Consider the following 21553-nt stretch of genomic DNA (forward strand, 5'->3'; position numbering starts at 1 on the left):
TTTATGAGTGACGATCCAACCCGCAAAGAGGGTACGCAAGAGGGTCATGATGGCCCGGTTAATAGCGACCAGCCAAACGAGTTCAAGGAAGATCCTTGGACTGAAGGGCCCGAGGTTCCACCTGGTAAGGGGGCTAAGCAGCCCCCAGGAGTGCCAGGTGATGATGCCGAAACCCTGCGCGAACGCCAGCGATTAGCGCAGCTGGAAATGATGGATCACTGGATAGGTGGCGTCTTGACCGAACAGCGGCGTACCCGCCGCTGGAAGCTGTTTTTCCGTCTGATGTTTCTCGCTGTTGTGTTGGCGGCGCTGTCTGCCGCGCTTTATAGCCTGTACTGGGACTCGCCAAGTGTCGCAACCCCCACCCAGCGCCACTTGGGTATTGTTAAGATTGATGGGGTGATTGCTAGCGATTCGCCAGCCAATGCGGAACGCATCATCAAAGGGTTAAACCGAGCCTGGGATGCCAAAAGCGCTGCAGCCGTAGTGCTGCACATTAATAGCCCCGGTGGTAGTCCTGTGCAGTCCCAGCGTATCTATGCGGAAATCATGCGCCTACGTGAGCAGGGGGATAAACCGATTATCGCGGTGATTGAAGATGTCGGTGCCAGCGGCGCTTATTACATTGCTGCAGCGGCAGATGAGATTGTTGCCTCGCCGGTGAGTTTAGTGGGCTCGATTGGTGTGATTTACGCTGGTTTTGGCTTTGAGGAGGCGATAGAGCGCATTGGCGTTGAGCGCCGCGTACTCACCGCAGGAGAGAATAAGGCCTTTTTAGACCCATTCCAGCCGCTGGATAATGATGCAGAGGCGTTTTGGCAAGGCGTGCTGAGCCAAACTCATCGCCAGTTTATTGATGACGTCCGCGCGGGTCGCGGTGAACGGCTCAGTGATAGCTCGGACATTTTCTCAGGCCTGATCTGGAGTGGCGAACAGAGCATCGAGCTAGGGTTGGTCGATCAGTTGGGTAGCCTCGAACAGCTGTCTCGCGATCAAGTAGGTAACATCGACTGGGTGGACTATACGCCGAGTCTTGATCCATTTGAGCGCTTTACTAGGCGCTTTACCGAGGTTGCCGCCGAAGTGCTAGGCATTAGGGCGCCTAACACCCCGCTTCGTTTCTGATCGCCAATCCACATCCTGGGCGCTGTTGAAGGACGTGCCAAGCGGATCAAGGCCCGCTTGGCGCAACATGTCGCAGAGTGCGATCAGCGGTAGACCAATCAGCGCGTTGGGGTCACGGCCTTCCAGTCTTTCAAACAGCGCAATGCCAAGGCCTTCCATACGAAAGCTGCCAGCGCTATCTAGGGGCTGCTCTTTGGTCACATAGTTTTCGATCTCCTGCGTGCTAAGAGTGCGAAACACGACCTCGAAGGGCTCGACATGGACTTGATGGCGCTGGTGGCGAGTGTCCAGTAACGCTAAACCGGTCAGAAAAGTGACACGCTGACCAGAGAAGCGAGCAAGATTGGCGCAAGCCTTCTCCGGTGTGTGCGGCTTGCCAAGAATGTCGCCTTCAAATACTGCTACCTGATCAGAACCTACAATACAGTGGTGAGGGAAGAGAGCTGCGACAGCATTGGCTTTGCTGAGCGCTAGACGATGCACCAAAGCGTGGGGCGTTTCGCCACTGTGAGGCGTTTCATCAATATCTGGAGAGTGGCACTGGTAGGGGAGCTGCAGGCGATCCAGTAACTCGCGCCGCCAGCGTGAACTGGAGGCAAGCACCAATTCTGCAGTTGAGGACTGAGCAGTTGATGGCTGAGTGCTCGATGGCTCTGTCATGGAGTGTGAGGTCACAGAAAACTCCTGGCTAGTGTGGTTGCGCTCTTGGGGCGGCAGAGCAATAGAGTGTAGCGAAAGCTGTGAATTGTGCCCATATCGGCTGTTTATTGAGGCCTATGTTGGTTATTTATTGAGGAAGCGATGAAGAAATATACCGACAGCTTTGACACCAGCAGGGGGAGTGCCTATCATTGCGCGCCTATGTTGACCTCACAACTCCCCAGTCGGGTGGAGCCTTATAAGCTCGCAGCCCGCCACGAACGAATCGAAGGCCTGGTAGCGCTGGATAAGCTGCCACGTCTTGCCGAAGAAGCGGGTGACCAAACCGGCGACTGCCATGTCGTGCTTGAGTTTGGTGTCGATGCTCAAGGCCGTCGTGAAATTCGTGGCCACTTGCAAGCGACGTTGGCGCTTGCCTGCCGACGCTGCCTAGTGCCGCTGCCTCAAGAGGTGAACAGTGACTTTCTGCTTGGGATGGTCACTGATGAAGCCTTGGCGGCCGAGTTGCCTGCTAGTCATGAACCGGTGCTGGTGGAAAAGGAACAGCTGGATCTTCTGACGGTGGTTGAGGATGAATTGATTCTCAGCCTGCCCCAGGTGGTCTATCACGATGAAGCCGAATGTCATGTCTCGGCGGAGCAGCTGGTCAGCAAAACAGAAGGCGCGGCGTCAGATACAGCGCCAGCGACGAACCCTTTCGCGGTGCTGAATGTCTTGAAAGGCAAAAAATAAGCACCCTTTACCTTAAATACCTTGGAGTAAACCCCCATGGCAGTTCAACAAAACCGTAAAACTCGTTCCAAGCGCGGCATGCGTCGCAGCCACGATGCGCTGACCGCTCCGACGCTGTCTCAGGACAAAGAAACCGGTACGACTCACCTGCGTCACCACGTTTCTCCAGACGGTTTCTACCGTGGTCGTAAAGTGGTTGAGGTATAAGCCTCAAGTGCATTACTAAGCGGCTAAACGGACTCAGTGCGGTATGCGCTTAGCGATTGATGTGATGGGGGGTGACCAAGGCCCTCATGCGATTATCGCAGGCTCCGCAAGGGCGGTGTTGGAACACCCCGGTCTTGAGCTGATTCTGTTTGGCCCGCGTCAGCAGATTATTGCTGAGCTTTCGCGCTTGCCGCAGCCTCTGGCTGCGGCAACGTCACGTTTGGTGGCGCATGATTCGCCCGATAGCGTGATGCCGGGGTCAACCGCGGCCTGGGCGTTGCGCAGAGGCGAGGCAACGAGCATGGCGCACATGCTGCAATGTGTCGCCCAGGGTGAAGCGGTGGCTGGTGTAAGCGCAGGCAATACGGCAGCGCTTGTTGCCTTGGCAAGGCGCTATCTGGGGATGGTCGAGGGGATTTCTCGTCCGGCAATCAGTACCGCGATTCCAGCCCGCCAAGGGCGCCGCTGTTATTTGCTGGACTTAGGTGCCAACGTGGATTCCCCTGCCCATCGACTGGTTGATTTTGCACTGATGGGTGCGGTGATGGCGCAGTGTATCGATGGCACTGCGGTGCCGCGCGTGGCGCTACTCAACGTTGGCGCTGAAGCCACCAAGGGGAGTGTGAACGTACGTGAGGCTGATCGTCTGCTGCGCGAGTATGCCATTGGTAGTGCTTTTGACTATCAAGGCTATGCTGAGGGTGGCGACCTGTTTAAAGGCCAGCTTGATGTGGTGGTGTGTGATGGCTTTGTGGGCAACGCTGTCCTCAAGGCGAGCGAAGGCTTGACGAGTATGTTGGTTGAGCGCGTGCAGATGGCGTTTGAGTCGCGCCTAAGTGGTCGTTTGGCAAGCCTACTGGCCAAGCCTGTGTTAAAGCGCTTAAAGCAAGAGCTTGATCCTGTGCGCTACAACGGGGCCAGTTTATTGGGGTTGCGCGGTATCGTAGTGAAAAGTCACGGCAGTACTCATGCCGATGGATTTTACTACGCTATTCATCGCGCCCTGCAGGAAGTAGAACATAACTTACCTGCGCGGATCGCAGGCCGCTGGCAAGCGCCATCAAGTGAAAACGATGGCACAGGCCAGCCATGACCAGATAATAAAGATTTAACTTTTTTGCGGGTTTATAGGTGGCATCAGGATGTGCCAATAATCTCGCCTATCGCTCATATGAGCAAATGCCTACAAGAGCAAAGGTGAACGACATGTCTCAACCCCTTGCCCTCATTTTTCCCGGGCAAGGCTCTCAGCAGCTTGGAATGCTGCGAGAGCTTGCCGAGCGCTATAGTGTGGTGGGAACGACATTTGAGGAAGCGTCGGATGCTTTGGGCTACGATTTGTGGAAAGTCGTCCAAGAAGGACCCGAAGAGTCGCTTAATGCAACTTCTTGCACCCAGCCTGCGCTGCTTTCTGCCAGTGTCGCTATTTGGCGTGTGTGGCAAGAGCTAGAAGGGCCGCGGCCGTCGGTGATGGCGGGCCATAGCCTGGGCGAATACAGCGCAATGGTGTGCGCAGGTGTCATGAGCTTTGCCGAAGGCGTCAACTTAGTGCGTCTGCGCGGAGAAGCCATGCAGGCGGCGGTGCCTGCTGGCGAAGGCGGCATGGCAGCGATCCTGGGCTTGGCAGACGATGCGGTTGAGGCCGCCTGTGAAAAAGCTGCCCAGGGCGACGTGGTATCAGCAGTCAACTACAATTCCCCAGGGCAAGTGGTGATAGCGGGCTCTAAGGTGGCCGTTGAGCGAGCTATTGTTGCCTGTCAAGAGGCCGGGGCCAGACGCGCCATGGCATTACCGGTTTCCGTGCCTTCGCACTGCGCATTAATGCGCCCTGCTGCCGAACGCCTGGCAGAGGCGATACAAACTATTGAGCTACGGGCGCCGCGCTACAAGGTCATCCAAAACGTCGATGCTCAGTCTCATGCCGATACCGCTACATTGAGCACGCGACTAGTCGAGCAGCTCTATCAGCCGGTGCGTTGGAGTGCCTGTGTTGAAGCCATGGCGGATCAGGGCGTGGAGGTATTTATTGAGTGCGGGCCAGGAAAGGTGTTGACTGGCCTCAATAAGCGTATCGTGAAGGGTAGCAAGGGATTGGCGGTGAATGATCCTGATAGTCTGGAAGCTGCGCTTGAGCTGGCGCGTGAAACCTTGGCTGATAAGGCGTGACCAAGAGATATTGCAATCCACTATCCTTGCTTGATTACACGGTTAGAGGCAGAACGTTATGACACAAGAGAGTAGAGTTGCCCTGGTAACAGGGGCGAGTCGTGGTATTGGTCAGGCCATTGCTCGCGAGCTAGGTCGCCAAGGCCGTATCGTCATTGGCACCGCGACCAGTGAGCCAGGCGCTGAAAAAATTGATGCCGATTTGAAAGAGCACGGCATTCAAGGGGCAGGTCTATGTCTTAACGTGACCGACCAAGCCAGTATCGATAACGTGTTGAAAACGATTACTGAGCGCTTTGGTGCGCCGACTATTTTGGTCAACAACGCGGGTATCACGCGTGATAATCTGCTGATGCGCATGAAAGAAGATGAGTGGGATTCCGTCATGGATACCAATCTGAAATCTGTCTATCGCGTTAGCAAGGCATGTTTACGGGGTATGACCAAGGCGCGGTTTGGGCGTATTGTGTCGATTAGTTCTGTAGTGGCAACCATGGGCAACCTGGGCCAAACTAACTATGCTGCAGCTAAGGCCGGTATGGAAGGTTTTAGCCGCGCGTTAGCGCGTGAGGTCTCCTCTCGTGCAATTACGGTTAACGCAGTGGCACCGGGCTTTATTGCGACTGATATGACCGAAGCGCTACCTGAAGAACAGCACGAAATGCTGCTTAAGCAAATTCCGCTGGCCCGTTTAGGGGCACCGGAAGAGATCGCCGCAGCAGTGGGTTTTCTGACCAGTGATGCAGCCGGTTATATCACTGGCGAGACGCTTCACGTGAATGGCGGCATGAATATGCGTTGATGGCCTTGGGCTTGGCGGTTGCGTCTACCCAAGGGCGTCTATAAACTACCCCGCAGCTTTTGGCTTGCGGTTTCCAAATAGCTGGTTATCAAAAACGGCTAATGTGAACGACTGGAGTACGTTAATGAGTACTATTGAAGAGCGCGTTAAGAAAGTTGTAGCAGAGCGCCTGAACGTTAAAGAAGAAGACATCCAAAACAGCTCTTCTTTTACAGAAGACTTGGGTGCCGATTCGCTCGACACCGTTGAGCTGGTCATGGCTTTGGAAGAGGAATTCGATACTGAAATTCCCGATGAAGAAGCTGAGAAGATCACCACGGTTCAAGAAGCCATCGATTACGTGAACGCCCACCAGTAAGGGCTGCGTCGATGCATCGAACCAGGGTGGGGTGCTAGCCACCCGCCTTAAAAGCCGTCCTTTTCCAGGGCGGCTTTTTTGCTTTGCTGCCACAATGCTTATAACGTTCAATCTCCGTTATACTGTTGACCAAATTTAAGCAGCAAATGACCCAAGTGGGTCGCGTCACCATGGATGCCTGGAGGAAAGCTGATGGCACGGAAAAGGGTAGTGGTAACTGGGTTAGGCCTGGTGACCCCAGTGGGTAATAGCGTTGATGAGTCGTGGGCCAACATTGTGGCCGGTAAAAGCGGTATTACGCCTATTGAGCATTTCGATACCAGCGGTTTTAATACCCGTTTTGGTGGGTCGATCAAAAACTTTGATATTAGCCCGTATCTGAATCCTAAAGATGCCCGCAAGATGGATCTGTTTATTCAGTACGGCATGGCGGCGGGCGCCCAAGCGGTAGAAGATTCCGGGATTGAGTGCACCGAAGAGAATGCCGATCGTATCGGTGTGGCTATCGGCTCAGGCATTGGTGGTCTACCCATGATTGAGCATAACCACAACGCGCTCAACAAAGGTGGTGCTCGCAAGGTATCTCCATTCTTCGTGCCTGGCTCTATCATCAATATGATTTCGGGCAATATGGCGATTCAGCACGGCTTCAGAGGCCCGAACATTGCCATTACGACTGCCTGCACCACCGGTACTCATAATATTGGTTACAGCGCACGCACCATCGCCTATGGCGATGCGGACGTGATGATCTGCGGTGGGGCTGAAATGGCCACCACGCCGCTGGGTCTGGGTGGTTTTTCGGCGGCTCGCGCGCTCTCTACGCGTAATGATGATCCAGAAGCGGCAAGCCGCCCCTGGGATACCGACCGTGATGGTTTCGTGTTATCCGATGGTGCCGGTGTGCTGGTACTTGAAGAGTATGAGCACGCCAAGGCGCGAGGCGCCAATATCTACGCAGAGCTGGTGGGCTTTGGTATGAGCGATGACGCTTATCACATGACTTCACCGCCGGAAGATGGACGTGGCGCAGCGCTCTCCATGCGCAATGCGATTAAAGATGCCCAGGTTGACGTTTCTTCGGTCCACTACATCAACGCCCACGGCACCTCCACTGCGGCAGGCGATCTGGCCGAAAGTCGTGCCATTGAGAACGTCTTGGGTAGCGCTGCAAGCAGCGTGGCAGTGAGCTCCACCAAATCGATGATTGGCCACCTGTTGGGTGCTGCCGGTGCGGTAGAGGCGGTGTTTAGTATTCTGGCTATTCGTGATCAGGTCGCGCCGCCCACGATTAATCTGGATAACCCGCAGGAAGGCTGCAATCTGGACTATGTGCCGCACACCGCGAGGGATATGCGTATTGATATGACGCTTTCAAACTCCTTCGGTTTTGGTGGTACCAACGGCTCGCTGCTATTCAAGAAGGTGTAGTGAGCGATGCTGCCGCCTACGTTATGTGATGATCAATCTGTGCCGTTTGATGATCGTGGGCTGGCGTATGGTGATGGTCTGTTTGAAACGGTGCTGTTGCGTACGGGAAAGCCGGTGCTGTGGCGCTATCACAGGGAGCGTCTGGCACAAGGCTGTCATCGCCTGGGGCTACCGTTACCTTGCCAGGAGGCCCTTGACGCCACTTGGCAAGGCGATTCCGCTGCTGAGTTCGAAGTGCTTAAGCTGATATTGACCCGAGGCAGCGGCGGGCGTGGCTATGCCCAGCCCGAGCAGGCAACACCGCGGCTGCTCAGTCGTCGAACGCCGTTTCAACCGTCGGTTAAGCGCTGGCAGGAAGGGGTGACAGTGCGGCTTTGCGATTTGCGGCTGGCTCGTCAGCCTCGGTTGGCAGGTATCAAGCACCTAAATCGACTGGAAAACGTACTGGCCCGCCAGGAGTGGAGCGATCCCGCTATTGCCGAAGGATTACTCGCCGACGGTGAAGGCCTTGTGGTAGAAGCCACTAGCATGAATGTTTTTTGGCAGCAGGCGGGGAAAGTGTTAACGCCTCTGCTTGACCAGTGCGGCGTGGCTGGCACGCTGCGTGCTGCATTGCTGGAACAAGGTGCCGTCGCTCAGGCGTCGCTGACGCTTCATCAACTTGCTGATGTCGAGCGACTATGGGTGGCCAACTCTGTTCAGGGTGTATGGCCTGTTACCACGTTGCTTGCCGCGGATGGTTCACTGCTGCAGCGCTGGCCTCTGAGTCAGCCTGACCCGTTCCAGCGCTTGGCACATCAGCTATTAGGCGTTGTTTAAACGCCAGTGTTTAGATATCGCTCTGCAATTTTCTAGAGGTGTCATGGTGAAACGGTTATTAACCGCTTTATTGGTGTTAGTAGTGGTAGGAGCTGCAAGTGCAGCAGGCGGTTATTTCTATTGGCAGAGCCGATTAGAGGCACCGCTAGCACTCGATGAGCCAATGCTTTACCAAGTGCCCTCTGGCGCGGGCTTTAATCAGGTAGTGGCGCAATTGGAAGAGCAGGGCGTGCTGGAGGATGCTTGGGCGTTTCGCTTGCTAGCGCGGGTCGAGCCGGAGCGCGTGCCGCGGCTGCGTACCGGCGAGTATCAGCTGTTGCCGAATATGAGCGGTCTGGAAATGATGGCACTGCTGGGTAGCAATAAGGTGGTTACCTACTCGCTGACCATTCCTGAGGGGTGGTCTTTTCGACAGATGCGCGAATTACTCAATGCGGCGCCGAAACTCGACCACCGCACTGCGGAGTTGAGCAATGCAGAGGTGATGGCGCTACTCGATCGAGAAGGTACCTTTCCCGAGGGCTGGTTCTTTCCCGATACCTATCGCTATCATTTGGGTATGAGCGATGTTGATATCCTGCGCCAATCATTGGAGCGGATGGAGAACATTCTGGAAGAGGTGTGGGAGGAGCGCGCGGACGACCTAACCATCGACTCTCCCTACGAAGCGCTGATTATGGCCTCCTTGATCGAGCGAGAAACCGGTGCGCCCGAGGAGCGGCGCGAAATTGCCGGTGTGTTCAAACGCCGCATGGAGCAGGGCATGCGCCTGCAAACCGACCCGACGATTATTTACGGTATGGGTGAGCGTTATGAAGGGCGAATTACTCGTGCCGATATCCTTGAGGCCACGCCCTATAACACTTATGTCATTGACGGCATACCGCCCACGCCGATTGCCATGCCTGGGCGTGCCTCCTTAGAGGCAGCGGTTGATCCATTGCCTGGCGAAACGCTCTATTTCGTTTCCCGTGGTGATGGCACGCACCACTTCTCGCGTACGCTGCGGGAGCATAACAATGCCGTTAATCGCTATATCCGCAATCGCTAATCGCCATGACACATCACCAATGATTGATGACCACTGTAAGGGAGCATGATGAGTAAGCGTGGACGCTTCATTACGCTGGAAGGCGGCGAAGGCGTGGGTAAATCCACCAATGTGGGCTTTGTTGCCGAGTGTTTGGAGGCCCAGGGGCTGGAAGTGGTGCGTACCCGCGAGCCGGGCGGCACTGCTCGTGGTGAAGCTATTCGCGCACTGTTACTGGATCCTGCCCCCCAAGAGCCGCTGCATGTCGACGCTGAGCTGCTGCTAATGTTCGCCGCGCGAGCGCAGCACTTGGCGGAAAAAATACTCCCCGCCTTGGCGAGAGGGGCATGGGTAGTGTGCGATCGCTTTACCGATGCCACCTTTGCCTATCAGGGCGGGGGGCGAGGCATTGCCAAAGAGCGTATCGCCGTACTGGAAAATTTTGTTCAGCAGGGGCTCTCTCCCGATTTAACCCTACTGCTCGATATGCCTAAAGAGGCTGCGAGGCAGCGCCTAGAGTCGCGCCTGCGTGATCGCCATGAGCAGCGTGATCGTTTTGAACAGGAGCAGGCTGACTTTTTCCAGGCCGTGCGGGATGGCTACTTGGCAAGAGCGGAAGAAGCGCCCGAGCGCTTTGCGGTGATCGACGCACAACACACCCTGGATAAGGTACAAAGCCAAATCCAACAAGTTCTATTAACGAAGGTCGCGGCATGGCGTTAACCGGGGTAATGCCGTGGCACCAAGCCACCTGGCAGCATTTAACCCGCTTGGCTGATGGTAGGCGTATGCCCCACGCGCTGTTAATTCACGGCGCCCACGGTGTGGGTAAGCAGCAGTTGGCTGAGGCGCTCATTGCGCGAACGCTATGCGCCTCGCCCGCTGATCAAGCGTGTGGCCGTTGCCACAGCTGCGCGATGCTGGCATCCGGTTACCATCCGGATCTGCTGCGGGTTTCGCCGGAAGAGGGAAAGCGCCAAATCCGCATTGACCCTATTCGCGAGGTTAATCGCTTTGTTTCGCAAACGGCGCAGCAGGGCGGTTACCGTGTGATTGTGGTGTCTCCTGCCGAGGCAATGAACGTTGCCGCCGCCAATGCGTTGCTCAAAAGCCTTGAAGAGCCCGGTGATAAAACCCTGTTTATTCTGCTCTCAGACGTACCTTCGAGGATGCTGGCGACGATTCGCTCTCGCTGTCAGCAGTGGTCACTACCCAGCGTGGCCTTTGAGGCGTGTCATGGCTGGTTGATTGAGCAGTTGGGCAGCGCCGATGAAGCCTACTTCTGGTGGCAGGTGGCGGGTGGCCTGCCGTTGCTGGCCGTGGAGTTGGCCGCACCGGAAGAGCGCGCCCTGCGCCACCAGATACACGATAGTTTTGAGCAGCTAGTGCGTGGTGCCGAGCCCGTTTCAGAAGCGGCCCGTCTGGATCGTCAGGCGATTGATGCCATCTTATGGTACGGTATCGCCTGGCTGGAAGACCTGATTCGTCTAGGTTTGTCTGGGGAGGCGGCGGTGTTGCATAACCCTGATTTAGAGCCGCTCTACCGCCAGGCGGTTAAAAATGGTCGTGTTCAGGACTGGTTTCGCCTACTCGATTATGCCCGCGAACAGCGACGGTTGTTGGCGGTGGGGGCTAACCCCAATCCTCAGCTAGTGCTTGAAGCATGGCTGGTGCGCTGGGCGGCGCTGCTGCGTTCATAGTGGTGTTTGTTCAATCCCCCACGGCTGTTCAAAACAGTACAGCGAGGTCGTCATGGCAGCTAAGAAAGCGCTCTCTCTTGCCGTTCCGGATGTTCCGACACTGCTTTCCGCTTATATGCCCTTTCTGGATCGCGGGGGGATTTTTGTACCTACTCAAACCCCCTACGCACTTGGACAGCAAGTGTTTTTGCTGCTTACGCTGCCGGGTGAAAACGAGCGTCTTTCGATTACCGGCCAGGTGGTGTGGGTATCTCCAGAGGGGGTGAGTGGCCGTCGTATGCCAGGCATTGGTCTTCACTTCAGCCAGCAGGATTATCACGTGCGTGACCGCATTGAGGCGCTGCTTGCCGGTCAATTAGACAAAGCAGCTCCATCGTTCACGCTCTGAATGCCATTTTTCTGATCCAGTCGTTATGGCCTATCTGTTTTACCTATTTGTTGAGAACCGTATGTTTGTTGATTCACACTGTCACTTAGATCGCTTATCCGACCAGACCCATGGGGGCGATATTGCCGCCACTTTGGCCGCCGCCCGCGCTGCCCATGTCAGCCAATTTCTTGCTGTAGCGGTTACTCTAGAAGATATGCCGCAGCTTGCGGCCATTTCACGGGAACATCACGATGTGGCGATTTCTGCTGGTTTGCACCCCCTGCACCACAGTGAGAATGAACCTAGCGTTGAAGACATAAAAGACACCGCTGAGCAGTATGGTGCGGTGGCAGTCGGCGAAACTGGCCTGGATTACCACTATCGCGACAGGGTACCTATCGAGATTCAGCACGAGCGCTTCAAGCGTCACTTAATCGCCGCGCGTGAGTTAGAACTGCCGGTGATTATTCATACCCGCGAAGCCAAAGAGGAAACCTTGGCCTTGCTACGTGAATATAGCGACCCGCGAGTGGGCGGTGTATTACACTGTTTTACTGAAGACTTGACGATGGCCCGTGAAGCGGTGCGGCTGGGTTTTTATATCTCCCTGTCGGGCATTATTACTTTTCGAAACGCCGCTCCGCTGCGTGAACTTGCCCGTCAGCTGCCGCTGGATCGCCTGCTTATTGAGACCGATAGCCCTTATCTAGCGCCCGTTCCTCATCGCGGAAAACCTAATGAGCCCGCGTGGGTGGTGCAGGTAGCGGAGTGCATCGCCAAGGAGCGAGGTATCAGTGTTGATGAGGTCGCCATGCAGACGACCGCTAACTTTTATCAGCTTTTTCGTGCCGCCGCTCCCGATGCCCCGGAACACGTTAAAGAGGCGTTGGCCCACTCAGGGCTTCTATAGCCTGAGGTGCCTTAAATACGCTCAAGCGAGGTGGGCGAGATGAATATTGATCGATTGCTGCAGCAAGGTAATGGAGATGAAGAGCGCGTTGGCGCTATTCCTCCACTCGATGAGTGGCAACCTGCGCTCTCTGGCGATATGAACATCATCATTCACGCCGATGGTAGCTGGTCGCACGAAGGCCAGCCGTTTGCCCGCCCCAAGGTGGCACGCCTATTGGCAACGCTGCTGCGCCTGGATGACGAGGGTTACTGCCTGGTTACGCCGGTAGAGCGCTGGCGAGTGAAGGTCGAAGACCTGCCGTTGGTGGCGGTAGAGGCTGACTTCCGTGACGGTGCCTGGTGGTTTACCACCCAGTTTGACGACGTTGTTCGCTTAGATGCCGAGTACCCGCTTACCGTCACCTCAACTCCCCAAGGTGAGGCGGTGCCACAACTGCCAGTGCGTTTTGGGCTAGCTGCCCGCTTGCACCGCAATGTCTATTACCAGTTGGTGGAGGCGGCTGAAACCCGTGATGTCGCCGGTGGCAAGTGTGAACTGGGGCTAACGAGTGCCGGTCAGTGGTTTGCGCTGGGTCAGGTGGATGATGAATTACTTGGCGAGGCGCCGTGAAGCTAACTGTTGAACAGCAAGCTGTTGTAAATCATCAGGCTGGGCATGCGCGCGTGGCAGCGGTGGCCGGGGCCGGCAAAACCACCACCATGGCCGCTCGGGTGCTGCATCTATTGGCCGGAGGTGTACCGCCAAAACGTATTTTAGTGCTGATGTTTAACCGCTCAGCAAAGGATGATTTTCAGCGTCGTTTAGCCGCAATGGCGCCTACAGGGCAGGCATTGCCCGATGTCCGCACCTTTCACTCCCTGGGGCACCGCTTGACTCAAAGCTTGTGCCGTTGGGGGGCGATAGTGCCGCGCCAGCTATTATCCGCCGATTGGCAATTAGAGAGGCTGCTTCGCCAGGCAAGTATTAATGTACTGCGTGATGCCGTTGAGCGCCGGGATGCTGCTCTGGAAGGAGATCGGCTTGAAACCTTAGCCCATTTTTGCGGCTTAGTTAAAGCAGAAATGATCACCCCAGAGGCGCTCTATGAGCGACTGAATTTTGATCCAGACACCGACTATTTCCCAGCGGCGTTTGCCGAAGCAGAGAGACTATTGGAAGCGGAAGGCGTGATGACTTATGCCGATCTGCTTTATCGTCCGTTGTTGGCGCTAGAAGCAGATAGTGCTTTACGTGGTCGCGTCGAAGGGTTTCTCGACCATGTCATTATTGATGAGTATCAAGATATTAACGCCGCGCAGCAGCGACTTTTATCCGTGTTGGTGGGCACTCGTGCCGAGGTAATGGCGGTTGGCGATGCCAACCAGTGTATTTACGAGTGGCGCGGTGCCAAACCCGACACCATGCTGGAAAATTTTACCGCTACCTTTGGCGAAGCAACCGATTACCCGCTATCAACCACCTTCCGGCACGGTCATGCGTTGGCGCTGGCTGCGAACCATGCCATTGCCGCTAATCAACGTCGCCCCAACCAGCTGTGTCTGGCAGCAGCTAATAACCCGGAAACTCGTGTTTCAGTTGGGCAGGGGAGCCGATTGCTTCTTGATGCGTTGATGGACTGGCAGGCCCAGGGACGAGCGTTTAACGAAGCTAGTTTGCTGGTACGCAGTTGGGCGCTTTCGGTGCCGTTTCAACTGGCGCTGCTACAAGCAGGGATTCCATTTCGGCTTCAGCGCGAGGATCGTTTTGTGTTTCGTCTGCCGCTGGTGCAGGCCTTGGCGGGCTATTTAAAGCTGTCGCGTCGTCCAGATCTTCTTCGCGACCCGCAGCAACTGTTACTGCTGCTTTCACAGCCGACCCCCTTCGTTGCCCGTGAGCGGCTTCAGCGCTTGGCGCACCAACTGGCGACTACTCAGCAGTGGCCCGAGCGGCATGATGCCATGTTAACGGCGTTAAAGCCGGTCCAGAGGCGCACGCTGAAAAAGCGCTGGTTGCTGCTTTGTGAGCTGCCACAGCTGAGTGCATGGCCCCCCGCTAAGTTGCTTCGCCATGTGGTGGAAAGCATTGATGCTGAAAAAACGCTTAAGCGTGCGGCAGCCCGGCGGGATAAAGGCGAAGAGGATGTACGCTTACTCGACGTGCTGATCGAACAAGCGCAAAGCGTGCAAGACCCGGATGCCTTTATCGAACTTCTTGAACGCCCGGTAGAAAATCAGGCGGGCGGTGTGCTGATTAGCACCGTGCACGGGGCCAAAGGGCTTGAGTGGCCACTGGTAGCGGTAGCCGGTGTTAACGAAGAAGACTTTCCTCACTATAGCCGCGATAACCCGCTCAGCGATGAGCGTCTTGAGGAGGAGCGACGGCTCTTCTACGTGGCAATTACCCGCGCCGAGGAGCAGCTATTAGTGCTCCATGATGGCGGTGTACACCGCCCTAGTCGTTTTATTGCCGAAAGCGCCTGGCAAGATAGCATGCGAGTAGCCTCCTGCTTGGCCAGTGCCAGCCTGCCTGCGGCGGCGCTCCAGGTGGCCTCACTGGAGCTGGTCGAGCGCTATCTAGCGCGGCTGGGGCGAGACGATATTGTGCTTACGCCTGCACAGGTTGACGAGGCCAAAGCGGGTTATTCAGCAGAGACGAATTTCTACCCTGGTCAACGGCTTCATCACGCGGTATTTGGCCTAGGCGAGGTGGCGGCGGTGGAGGGAAGTGCCAGCGATCCGGTCATTGATGTGCGTTTTGATCAAGCAGGGCGAAGGCGACTCATTGCCCGCCGCGCACCCATTGAACTACTCGAAAATGGCTCAACGCTTGCTGGGTAAGTCATTGATTCGCTAGTAGTACACACTCTTTCACATTTGAACTCAAATTAAGCTTTAGGGCTGTTTGACTTAACATCGCCCTGCCGATTTAATACCCAAACTTCTACCGAGCTAATACTCATCAGCTCATAGCATATAACTAATGAAATAGGGAACGAGCATGGTAAGGCAAGTCTCTTGGCTTTGCGCCATTTTGATCGTTACCCAAAGCGGCGCCTTGCTTGCTGATAACTCCCTACCTAATCTTGAATTCAATGGTTTTGGCACGCTGGGAGTCGTTCACTCTGACGAGCAAAATGCTGACTTCGTTAATGACCCTTTTGCTTCACAAGGTGCTGGATACAGCCATGATTGGAGCGCAGAAGTTGATAGCCGCTTAGGGCTTCAAGCTACGCTGCATCTCACGCCTATACTTTCCTCGGTTGTTCAAGTAGTCAGTGAGAAGCACTATGACGGCTCTTACGCACCTGAGATTGAATGGGCGAATGTTCAATACGATATTACCCCTAATCTCAGTATCCGCGTTGGGCGTATGGTGCAGAGCTCATTCATGGCTTCTGAACATCGTAAAGTTAATTACGCCACTCCATGGGTGCGGCCTCCGCAAGAAATTTATCGTCTAATTCCGGTGGCTAATTTTGACGGTGTTGATATGCGCTATCGATACCCAGTAGGGAAGGCAACCAATGAGTTGCAGATGAATTTTGGTGGTGGCAGCGTTGATTACTCAACGGGTAGTATCGACGCCAGCGATTCCTGGGGCGTTTCTCACCGTACCCATTGGGGGGATGCCACTCTGTTTGCCAGCTACGGCGAACTGAAAGTAAGCGCAGATGAACTCTCACAATTCTTCGATGTTTACCGCCTCTTTGGTCTACCCGGTGAACAGCTTGCTAGCCGCTAAGAAGTTGATGGTAAGCGTACGAGCCTGCTGAGCTTTGGGTTGGGTTATGACCCAGGGTCATGGTTTGTTATGGGCGAGTGGGCACGCTCTTCGTCGCCTTCTTTGCTACGGGAGAGTGAAGGAGCCTACATGACGTTAGGTTACCGTGTTGCCGAGTGGACACCGTATATAGGTGTGGCGCGAGCAAAAGTCACCAGCAATACGTCAGAGCCGGGGCTGAATGCTGCCCTGTATCCATCGCCCTTTGCAGAAGGTGCACAGCTACTTAACGGGATGTTGGATGAGCTGCTATCCAGCGGAATACAGCAAGAGAGCCTAACGGTTGGGGCACGCTGGGATTTCAGGCCGGGTATGGCCTTTACAGCCCAATATGATTACATCGATATGCGCTCAGGGTCATCTGGAGGGCTAATTAATCAGCAGCCCGAGTTTACCCCAGGTGGACGTATTAACCTGTTTAGCCTTGCGCTCGACTTTGTGTTTTAAGGAGAGTGGCAATGCTTAAACGTCTAACTGGATCCGGAATCAGCTTCTTATTAGGGGCGATGTTGAGCATGACTTATCATCCTGCTTCAGCCGAAGTATTGGTGGTGGTATCCGCCGAGGCGCCTTTTACTCGCCTTACCAGCAGCGATTTAAGGGATGTTTATTTAGGGCGCCGCACGCTAATAGTTAACGGAGTGCAGGTGGTGCCCTTGGATCTGACAGAAGGTACGGCAGCGAGAAGTGAGTTCTACACCCATTACACGGGGCAAACTCCTGCGCAGATCAAGTCACACTGGGCCAGGCAGATATTTACCGGGCGAGGGCAGCCGCCCCAAGCGCTGTCTAATAGTCGCGCAGTGGTAGAGCGATTAGTCAGTGATGCCAAAGCGCTGGGCTATATAGATTCTTCCTTTCTTGATGAGCGTTTGAGAGTAGTGACAATTGAGTAGTCTCAATGATCAAAGAGGTCCTAGCAGAGTCAGCTCATCCAGAACCTTTATTCATCGATGGTCACATCATCTTGTAGAGCCACTGGTACTCTTTAGCATCGTGGCTTTTATGATGTTATTGATTATATGGGGAAGTACTTATTTTTTAGTCAATAAAGAGCGTATATCCATTGAGCGCCAGGCAAAGCTGTCCGTAGGTGAAATCACCGACACCTACGAAGCAAGGGTTGTAAGAGCCCTCAGGGAAATTGACACGACACTGAAATTAGTACGTTTTACCGCCAACAGCCGCGATCACTCGAGCGTGCTCAATGTGTTAAATGAGCAGCGGCTGCTGCCTCCCGCACTGCTTTTTACCATCAGTATTGTTGATTCGCAGGGCATGGTTGTTGAGACCACTGATCCAGGGCTGCTTGGGCAGCGCCTAACGCCTCCTGCGCAAGCAATGCTGGACGGTGATTACTTAGCCGTGGGGGAAAAGGGGGCTTACCAGGCAAAGCAGATTACCTTTACTCGGCCATTAAGGCCTGAGCAAGAATCTGCGCAAGGAGGGGGCTCAGGCTGGGTCATTATCGCTATTGATGCCAATTACTTTGTGAGCAGTTATGAAGTTCGGTCTTTGGGCCAGCAGGGCTTGCTGGCACTCGTCAGCGCGGAAGGCATCGTACGGGTCAGGCGTTCTGGAGATACTATCCATTCAGGCGAGTTAATGGATATAGGAGCCTGGAAAAGTAGCACACTGGATGCTGTTAGTGCGCCCTTTATGACTCACTGGCAGGGGGTTGAGCGCTACACGCTGGTGCGCGAGCTGTATGATTTTCCACTCTCTATCGTGGTAGGGCTCTCTGCCCAGGAGCAGTTGGCCGCGGCTCACCAGCTTGCGCGAAACTATTGGCAGCGGGCCGGTTGGACTAGCGGCCTGCTACTCATCATTCTGGCTATGCTCGGTCGTTTGAGCTGGCAACTTCAGTGGGCGCGGCAGCGGGTAATGGAAGAGCGTGTATCACATGCTCAGCAGGTTGAACACTTAGCTTTCCATGACATGCTAACCGATTTGCCTAATCGAGCCTTTTTGAGCCACTTGATTACTCAGGCCGTGAAGCTTGGCGGTCGCCATAGTGAATCCTTCGCGCTGCTTTTCTTGGATCTTGACCGCTTTAAGTTAATCAATGACACCTTGGGACACGATGCCGGCGACCTTCTTCTGCAAGAAGTAGCTAGGCGACTAACCTCTTCGGTGCGTGAAAGTGATGTCGTCGCTCGGTTAGGGGGCGATGAATTTGTCATCCTTTTGAGTAAGGTCAGCCGACGCGACCAGATTGAGCCCATCGGCAAAAAAATTCTCTCTGCCGCCAGAGAGCCCTTTATGCTGGCGGGCCAGGAGTGCCATATCTCGGTAAGTATTGGTGTCTCGCTGTATCCGTTTGACGGGCTTGACGAGCAAACATTAATGAAAAGCGCTGATATGGCGATGTATCAGGCGAAGCAGCTGGGCAAAAACAATATCCAGTTCTATACCGATGAATTAAGTGCGGAAATGGATGTGCGTTTAACCTTAGAGTCTGGCCTGCATCGTGCGCTTGCGAGTCATGAGTTTAGGTTGTTCTTCCAATCAAAGCATGACGTCGAAGTAGGCAGCACGCTTGGCATGGAGGCATTGCTTCGTTGGCAGCATCCAACGCTTGGATTGCTGGAACCCGCCCAATTCATGCCCCTGGCTGAAGAGAGCGGTTTGGCCATGCCTATCGCTCAATGGGTGCTCGAAAATGCCTGTAGGCAAAACATGCTGTGGCAACAAGAAGGGTTTCCCACATTAACGATGGCGGTCAATATTTCTGCACGTCAATTTTACGACAACAGCTTTGTGGAGAGTATCAAGGAGGCATTAGCCACTACTGGAATGGATCCCAGGCTACTTGAGCTGGAAATTACAGAGAGCATGCTGCTGCAGAATGTTCAGCGTACGGCGAGTATCTTTGCAGAGATTAAAAAGCTGGGGGTAATGATAGCCGTTGACGATTTTGGTACAGGGTATTCTTCTTTATCTGACTTAAACGCTTTGCCTGTCGATACGTTAAAAGTAAGTTCTTCTGTAGTTAAGCGTTTGTCAGGCACTCGTCGTGACCAGCAGTTATCGTCATCGGTCATTGAGCTGGGCAAGTGTCTGGGTATGGAGGTGTTCGCGAAAGGTGTCGCTTCTCATGAGCAGGCACACTTCATAGGCAGCCACTCCAGTCTCCCTTTTCACGGTTTTTATAGTAATGAACCGTTGTCAGCAGAGGAGAACGGCCAAAAGGAGAAGTAGCTTAGCCGAACACTGCTTACCCTTCTATATTACAGCCATGCAGGGCAAGCAGTGAACACAGGTTTTAGCCGACTACCTTACATATTAGGGTAGTTGGGCCCGCCACCGCCTTCTGGTGCTACCCAGGTAATATTTTGCGCTGGGTCTTTGATATCGCAAGTTTTGCAGTGCACACAGTTCTGGAAATTGATCTGAAAGCGTGGCTGTCCCGCGCTATCCTCCACCACTTCGTAAACACCAGCCGGGCAGTAGCGCTGCGCTGGTTCTGCATATTTGGGCAGGTTTTCACGGATCGGTAGCTCAGGATCGTCCAGGCGCAAATGACACGGTTGATCCTCTTCATGGTTGGTGTTCGACAGAAACACCGAGGTAGGCTTGTCGAAGGAGAGCTTGCCGTCTGGTTTGGGATAGTTAATCTTTTCGAACTCGTCCGCAGGCTTGAGGGCGCCATAGTCGGTGGTGGTATCGTGGACGTTAGGCAGCTTGTTGCCCAGTAACTGGTGAGCAAAATTATACGCTCCGCCGCCCACGGTGCCATATTTATGGATCGCGGGCCCGAAGCTGGCGCTCTCTTTAAGCTCTTGGTAGGCCCAGCTGGCTTCCCATTTCTGGGTAAAGCTCGTTAGCTCCTGGGCGCCTTCATCGCCACCTTTGATCGCCTCAAATACGCTCTCCGCGGCAACCAAGCCAGATTTCATGGCGGTATGCAGGCCTTTGATCTTGGAAAAGTTGAGGGTGCCCGCATCGCAGCCAATCAATAGCCCGCCGGGGAAGGTCATTTTGGGCAGGCTGTTAAAGCCCCCTTTGGTAATCGCCCTAGCGCCATAAGCCACGCGCTTTCCACCCTCCAGATACTGACTAAGTACCGGATGATGCTTCATGCGCTGAAATTCGTCGAAGGGTGAGAGCCACGGGTTCTGGTAGCCCAGATCCATAATCAAACCCACAACCACCTGCTGGTTTTCCGCATGGTAAAGAAACCAGCCACCGTGGGCGTTTTTATCTAATGGCCAGCCAGAACCATGCAACACAAGCCCAGGCTCATGCTTGTCGGCAGACACATCCCACAGCTCTTTAAGGCCGATACCGTAGTGTTGTGGGTCGCGACCCGCATCCAGTGAGAAGTCTTTGATTAAACGCTTGCCCAAATGCCCGCGTGCGCCTTCGGCAAACAGCGTGTACTTGGCGCGCAGTTCCATGCCCGGCATATGACCATCTTTGGGGGTGCCATCTGCGGCGACACCCATGTCGCCAATCAGAATGCCGCGCACAGCGTCGTCTTCAATGATGACTTCTTGGGCGGCAAAGCCTGGGAAAATTTCTACGCCGAGGCCCTCTGCCTGTTCTGCCAGCCAACGGCACAGGTTGCCTGCACTGATTACATAGCGGGTAAGCTCGCCGTCGGTGTTATGCATGCTTTTAGGTACTAACGCGTTAGGTACTTTTTGCGCTTTTTCGGCGTCTTTGAGCAAATAAACATCATCGCGAATCGCCGGGGTATTGAGCGGTGCGCCGCGCTCTTCCCAGTCAGGAAAAAGTTCTGCCAGTGCACGAGGTTCAAAGACCGCGCCCGATAAAATATGTGCGCCAACTTCTGAGCCTTTCTCAACGACACAAACCGTGAGCTCTTGCTCAGCCTCGTTGGCTTGCTGCATTAGTCGGCATGCGGCGGAAAGCCCGGATGGGCCCGCACCGACAATGACGACATCAAAGTCCATTACATCGCGTTCAACAGTTTCCACCCGGTTTCTCCTTATTCTCTTTAAGTGCCAGCGTTTACAAAGCTAATCTAAGGGTAACTTCTGGGAACTAGCTTATAAAAAGTCGGCCTTAATTTAAAACGGTCGTTTGCTTCTGGTTATGCCCCATGATAGGCATAATACCTGTGTCAGGTCACGCCTACGATGGTGAAAGGAGCATTTATTGGCAGTATGCTTCGTTAATCCTCGTTCAGTGCTACGACCAAGGCCGTAGTGGATGATTAAGCATTGGGTATTGTCGCTTTATGGCAGGCTATGGCAAATTGGTAGGGTTTTTCAATTGCGCACCTATCAAACGCTCGATTGAATCTTATGCATTGAATTTAAAAGCGCCGCCATTTTTGTTGGCAGCGCCTGTATTGGGGCAGGCGAATCGCTGTTGAGAGATTGCCAGTAAGTCTTCAATACACCACACGTCTTAAAAAGGGGTATCCGCTGGGCGGGTGCCGTCTCAGGGTAACGGCTTTACGACAAGCCAAGCGAGGAACCTATGAAAGTACTCGTCGCGGTGAAACGCGTC

At 54.5% G+C, this 21553-nt stretch carries 22 protein-coding genes; 20 read left to right on the forward strand and 2 right to left on the reverse strand.

Annotated features, from left to right (window positions below; translation table 11 throughout):
• Window positions 1–3: 3 nt before the first annotated feature.
• Window positions 4–1125 carry a signal peptide peptidase SppA gene (gene sppA / locus HZU72_RS04800; RefSeq protein ID WP_180090770.1) on the forward strand — a complete coding sequence of 374 codons (1122 nt, stop codon included), beginning with the start codon at window positions 4–6 and terminating at the stop codon, window positions 1123–1125.
• Here the strand turns inward: sppA and HZU72_RS04805 are convergent.
• Window positions 1087–1785 (reverse strand): Maf family protein, encoded by a 699-nt coding sequence (locus tag HZU72_RS04805; protein ID WP_286901938.1) that lies wholly within the window; start codon window positions 1783–1785, stop codon window positions 1087–1089. The two genes, sppA and HZU72_RS04805, sit on opposite strands and share 39 nt — an antisense overlap.
• A 201-nt stretch (window positions 1786–1986) precedes the next feature.
• On the opposite strand from HZU72_RS04805, the gene HZU72_RS04810 reads away from it, so the two are divergent.
• From HZU72_RS04810 to HZU72_RS04895, 19 genes are all read left to right on the forward strand, one after another.
• Window positions 1987–2517 carry a YceD family protein gene (locus HZU72_RS04810; protein WP_180090771.1) on the forward strand — a complete coding sequence of 177 codons (531 nt, stop codon included), beginning with the start codon at window positions 1987–1989 and terminating at the stop codon, window positions 2515–2517.
• 36 nt (window positions 2518–2553) lie between these two features.
• The gene (gene rpmF / locus HZU72_RS04815; protein WP_007114757.1) at window positions 2554–2724 is read left to right on the forward strand and encodes a 50S ribosomal protein L32; all 171 of its coding nucleotides are present in this window, start codon (window positions 2554–2556) and stop codon (window positions 2722–2724) included.
• Window positions 2725–2767: 43 nt separating this feature from the next.
• Window positions 2768–3817 (forward strand): phosphate acyltransferase PlsX, encoded by a 1050-nt coding sequence (plsX, locus tag HZU72_RS04820; protein ID WP_180090772.1) that lies wholly within the window; start codon window positions 2768–2770, stop codon window positions 3815–3817.
• A gap of 113 nt (window positions 3818–3930) precedes the next feature.
• Complete coding sequence (fabD, locus tag HZU72_RS04825) at window positions 3931–4890, forward strand: ACP S-malonyltransferase (RefSeq protein WP_180090773.1); 960 nt, start codon at window positions 3931–3933, stop codon at window positions 4888–4890.
• A gap of 58 nt (window positions 4891–4948) precedes the next feature.
• Window positions 4949–5692 (forward strand): 3-oxoacyl-ACP reductase FabG, encoded by a 744-nt coding sequence (gene fabG, locus HZU72_RS04830; RefSeq protein WP_180090774.1) that lies wholly within the window; start codon window positions 4949–4951, stop codon window positions 5690–5692.
• A 124-nt stretch (window positions 5693–5816) separates the two neighbouring features.
• Entirely contained in the window at window positions 5817–6050 is a 234-nt protein-coding gene (acpP, locus tag HZU72_RS04835) for an acyl carrier protein (protein WP_008956801.1), read from the forward strand.
• A gap of 192 nt (window positions 6051–6242) precedes the next feature.
• Complete coding sequence (gene fabF, locus HZU72_RS04840) at window positions 6243–7481, forward strand: beta-ketoacyl-ACP synthase II (RefSeq protein ID WP_180090775.1); 1239 nt, start codon at window positions 6243–6245, stop codon at window positions 7479–7481.
• Between the two features lie 6 nt (window positions 7482–7487).
• The gene (gene pabC / locus HZU72_RS04845; RefSeq protein WP_180090776.1) at window positions 7488–8300 is read left to right on the forward strand and encodes an aminodeoxychorismate lyase; all 813 of its coding nucleotides are present in this window, start codon (window positions 7488–7490) and stop codon (window positions 8298–8300) included.
• Window positions 8301–8343: 43 nt separating this feature from the next.
• Window positions 8344–9351, forward strand: a complete 1008-nt coding sequence (gene mltG, locus HZU72_RS04850) for an endolytic transglycosylase MltG (protein WP_180090777.1) — start codon at window positions 8344–8346, stop codon at window positions 9349–9351.
• 48 nt (window positions 9352–9399) lie between these two features.
• A complete protein-coding gene (gene tmk / locus HZU72_RS04855; protein ID WP_180090778.1) occupies window positions 9400–10053 on the forward strand; it encodes a dTMP kinase in 654 nt (217 codons plus the stop codon).
• Complete coding sequence (locus HZU72_RS04860; RefSeq protein WP_180090779.1) at window positions 10044–11030, forward strand: DNA polymerase III subunit delta'; 987 nt, start codon at window positions 10044–10046, stop codon at window positions 11028–11030. The genes tmk and HZU72_RS04860 overlap by 10 nt, the downstream gene beginning before the upstream one ends.
• A gap of 52 nt (window positions 11031–11082) precedes the next feature.
• Window positions 11083–11418, forward strand: a complete 336-nt coding sequence (locus tag HZU72_RS04865; RefSeq protein WP_180090780.1) for a PilZ domain-containing protein — start codon at window positions 11083–11085, stop codon at window positions 11416–11418.
• 61 nt (window positions 11419–11479) lie between these two features.
• Window positions 11480–12310, forward strand: a complete 831-nt coding sequence (locus tag HZU72_RS04870) for a TatD family hydrolase (RefSeq protein WP_180090781.1) — start codon at window positions 11480–11482, stop codon at window positions 12308–12310.
• A 39-nt stretch (window positions 12311–12349) separates the two neighbouring features.
• Complete coding sequence (locus HZU72_RS04875; RefSeq protein WP_180090782.1) at window positions 12350–12922, forward strand: DUF1285 domain-containing protein; 573 nt, start codon at window positions 12350–12352, stop codon at window positions 12920–12922.
• Window positions 12919–15129, forward strand: coding sequence for an ATP-dependent helicase (locus HZU72_RS04880; RefSeq protein ID WP_180090783.1), 2211 nt, complete (start codon window positions 12919–12921; stop codon window positions 15127–15129). Before HZU72_RS04875 ends, HZU72_RS04880 begins: the two co-directional genes overlap by 4 nt.
• 160 nt (window positions 15130–15289) lie before the next feature.
• Window positions 15290–16033, forward strand: a complete 744-nt coding sequence (locus tag HZU72_RS23755) for a hypothetical protein (RefSeq protein WP_235975983.1) — start codon at window positions 15290–15292, stop codon at window positions 16031–16033.
• A gap of 129 nt (window positions 16034–16162) precedes the next feature.
• Window positions 16163–16519: a hypothetical protein gene (locus HZU72_RS23760; RefSeq protein WP_235975984.1), complete on the forward strand. Its 357-nt coding sequence runs from the start codon at window positions 16163–16165 to the stop codon at window positions 16517–16519.
• Window positions 16520–16530: 11 nt separating this feature from the next.
• Entirely contained in the window at window positions 16531–16968 is a 438-nt protein-coding gene (locus tag HZU72_RS04890) for a phosphate ABC transporter substrate-binding protein (protein WP_208457955.1), read from the forward strand.
• A 109-nt stretch (window positions 16969–17077) separates the two neighbouring features.
• Complete coding sequence (locus HZU72_RS04895; RefSeq protein WP_235975985.1) at window positions 17078–19273, forward strand: putative bifunctional diguanylate cyclase/phosphodiesterase; 2196 nt, start codon at window positions 17078–17080, stop codon at window positions 19271–19273.
• 77 nt (window positions 19274–19350) lie between these two features.
• Here the strand turns inward: HZU72_RS04895 and HZU72_RS04900 are convergent, their stop codons facing one another.
• On the reverse strand, window positions 19351–21015 hold the full coding sequence (locus HZU72_RS04900; RefSeq protein ID WP_180090786.1) for an electron transfer flavoprotein-ubiquinone oxidoreductase: 1665 nt from the start codon (window positions 21013–21015) through the stop codon (window positions 19351–19353).
• Window positions 21016–21553: the final 538 nt, after the last annotated feature.

Origin of the sequence: Vreelandella sedimenti, from assembly GCF_013416325.1 — a bacterium.
Taxonomy (GTDB): Bacteria; Pseudomonadota; Gammaproteobacteria; order Pseudomonadales; family Halomonadaceae; genus Vreelandella; species Vreelandella sedimenti.

What these genes read in the sequence shown, in the direction of transcription:
- HZU72_RS04875 (WP_180090782.1), top strand. Translation starts at nt 12,350, where the DNA reads ATGAATATTGATCGATTGCTGCAGCAAGGTAATGGAGATGAAGAGCGC.
- HZU72_RS04890 (WP_208457955.1), top strand. Translation starts at nt 16,531, where the DNA reads ATGCTTAAACGTCTAACTGGATCCGGAATCAGCTTCTTATTAGGGGCG.
- HZU72_RS23760 (WP_235975984.1), top strand. Translation starts at nt 16,163, where the DNA reads ATGACGTTAGGTTACCGTGTTGCCGAGTGGACACCGTATATAGGTGTG.
- mltG (WP_180090777.1), top strand. Translation starts at nt 8,344, where the DNA reads ATGGTGAAACGGTTATTAACCGCTTTATTGGTGTTAGTAGTGGTAGGA.
- HZU72_RS04870 (WP_180090781.1), top strand. Translation starts at nt 11,480, where the DNA reads ATGTTTGTTGATTCACACTGTCACTTAGATCGCTTATCCGACCAGACC.
- HZU72_RS04895 (WP_235975985.1), top strand. Translation starts at nt 17,078, where the DNA reads ATGATGTTATTGATTATATGGGGAAGTACTTATTTTTTAGTCAATAAA.
- HZU72_RS04805 (WP_286901938.1), bottom strand. Translation starts at nt 1,785, where the DNA reads ATGACAGAGCCATCGAGCACTCAGCCATCAACTGCTCAGTCCTCAACT.
- acpP (WP_008956801.1), top strand. Translation starts at nt 5,817, where the DNA reads ATGAGTACTATTGAAGAGCGCGTTAAGAAAGTTGTAGCAGAGCGCCTG.
- tmk (WP_180090778.1), top strand. Translation starts at nt 9,400, where the DNA reads ATGAGTAAGCGTGGACGCTTCATTACGCTGGAAGGCGGCGAAGGCGTG.
- fabF (WP_180090775.1), top strand. Translation starts at nt 6,243, where the DNA reads ATGGCACGGAAAAGGGTAGTGGTAACTGGGTTAGGCCTGGTGACCCCA.
- HZU72_RS04865 (WP_180090780.1), top strand. Translation starts at nt 11,083, where the DNA reads ATGGCAGCTAAGAAAGCGCTCTCTCTTGCCGTTCCGGATGTTCCGACA.
- sppA (WP_180090770.1), top strand. Translation starts at nt 4, where the DNA reads ATGAGTGACGATCCAACCCGCAAAGAGGGTACGCAAGAGGGTCATGAT.
- pabC (WP_180090776.1), top strand. Translation starts at nt 7,488, where the DNA reads ATGCTGCCGCCTACGTTATGTGATGATCAATCTGTGCCGTTTGATGAT.
- fabG (WP_180090774.1), top strand. Translation starts at nt 4,949, where the DNA reads ATGACACAAGAGAGTAGAGTTGCCCTGGTAACAGGGGCGAGTCGTGGT.
- HZU72_RS23755 (WP_235975983.1), top strand. Translation starts at nt 15,290, where the DNA reads ATGGTAAGGCAAGTCTCTTGGCTTTGCGCCATTTTGATCGTTACCCAA.
- HZU72_RS04810 (WP_180090771.1), top strand. Translation starts at nt 1,987, where the DNA reads ATGTTGACCTCACAACTCCCCAGTCGGGTGGAGCCTTATAAGCTCGCA.
- plsX (WP_180090772.1), top strand. Translation starts at nt 2,768, where the DNA reads ATGCGCTTAGCGATTGATGTGATGGGGGGTGACCAAGGCCCTCATGCG.
- fabD (WP_180090773.1), top strand. Translation starts at nt 3,931, where the DNA reads ATGTCTCAACCCCTTGCCCTCATTTTTCCCGGGCAAGGCTCTCAGCAG.
- rpmF (WP_007114757.1), top strand. Translation starts at nt 2,554, where the DNA reads ATGGCAGTTCAACAAAACCGTAAAACTCGTTCCAAGCGCGGCATGCGT.
- HZU72_RS04860 (WP_180090779.1), top strand. Translation starts at nt 10,044, where the DNA reads ATGGCGTTAACCGGGGTAATGCCGTGGCACCAAGCCACCTGGCAGCAT.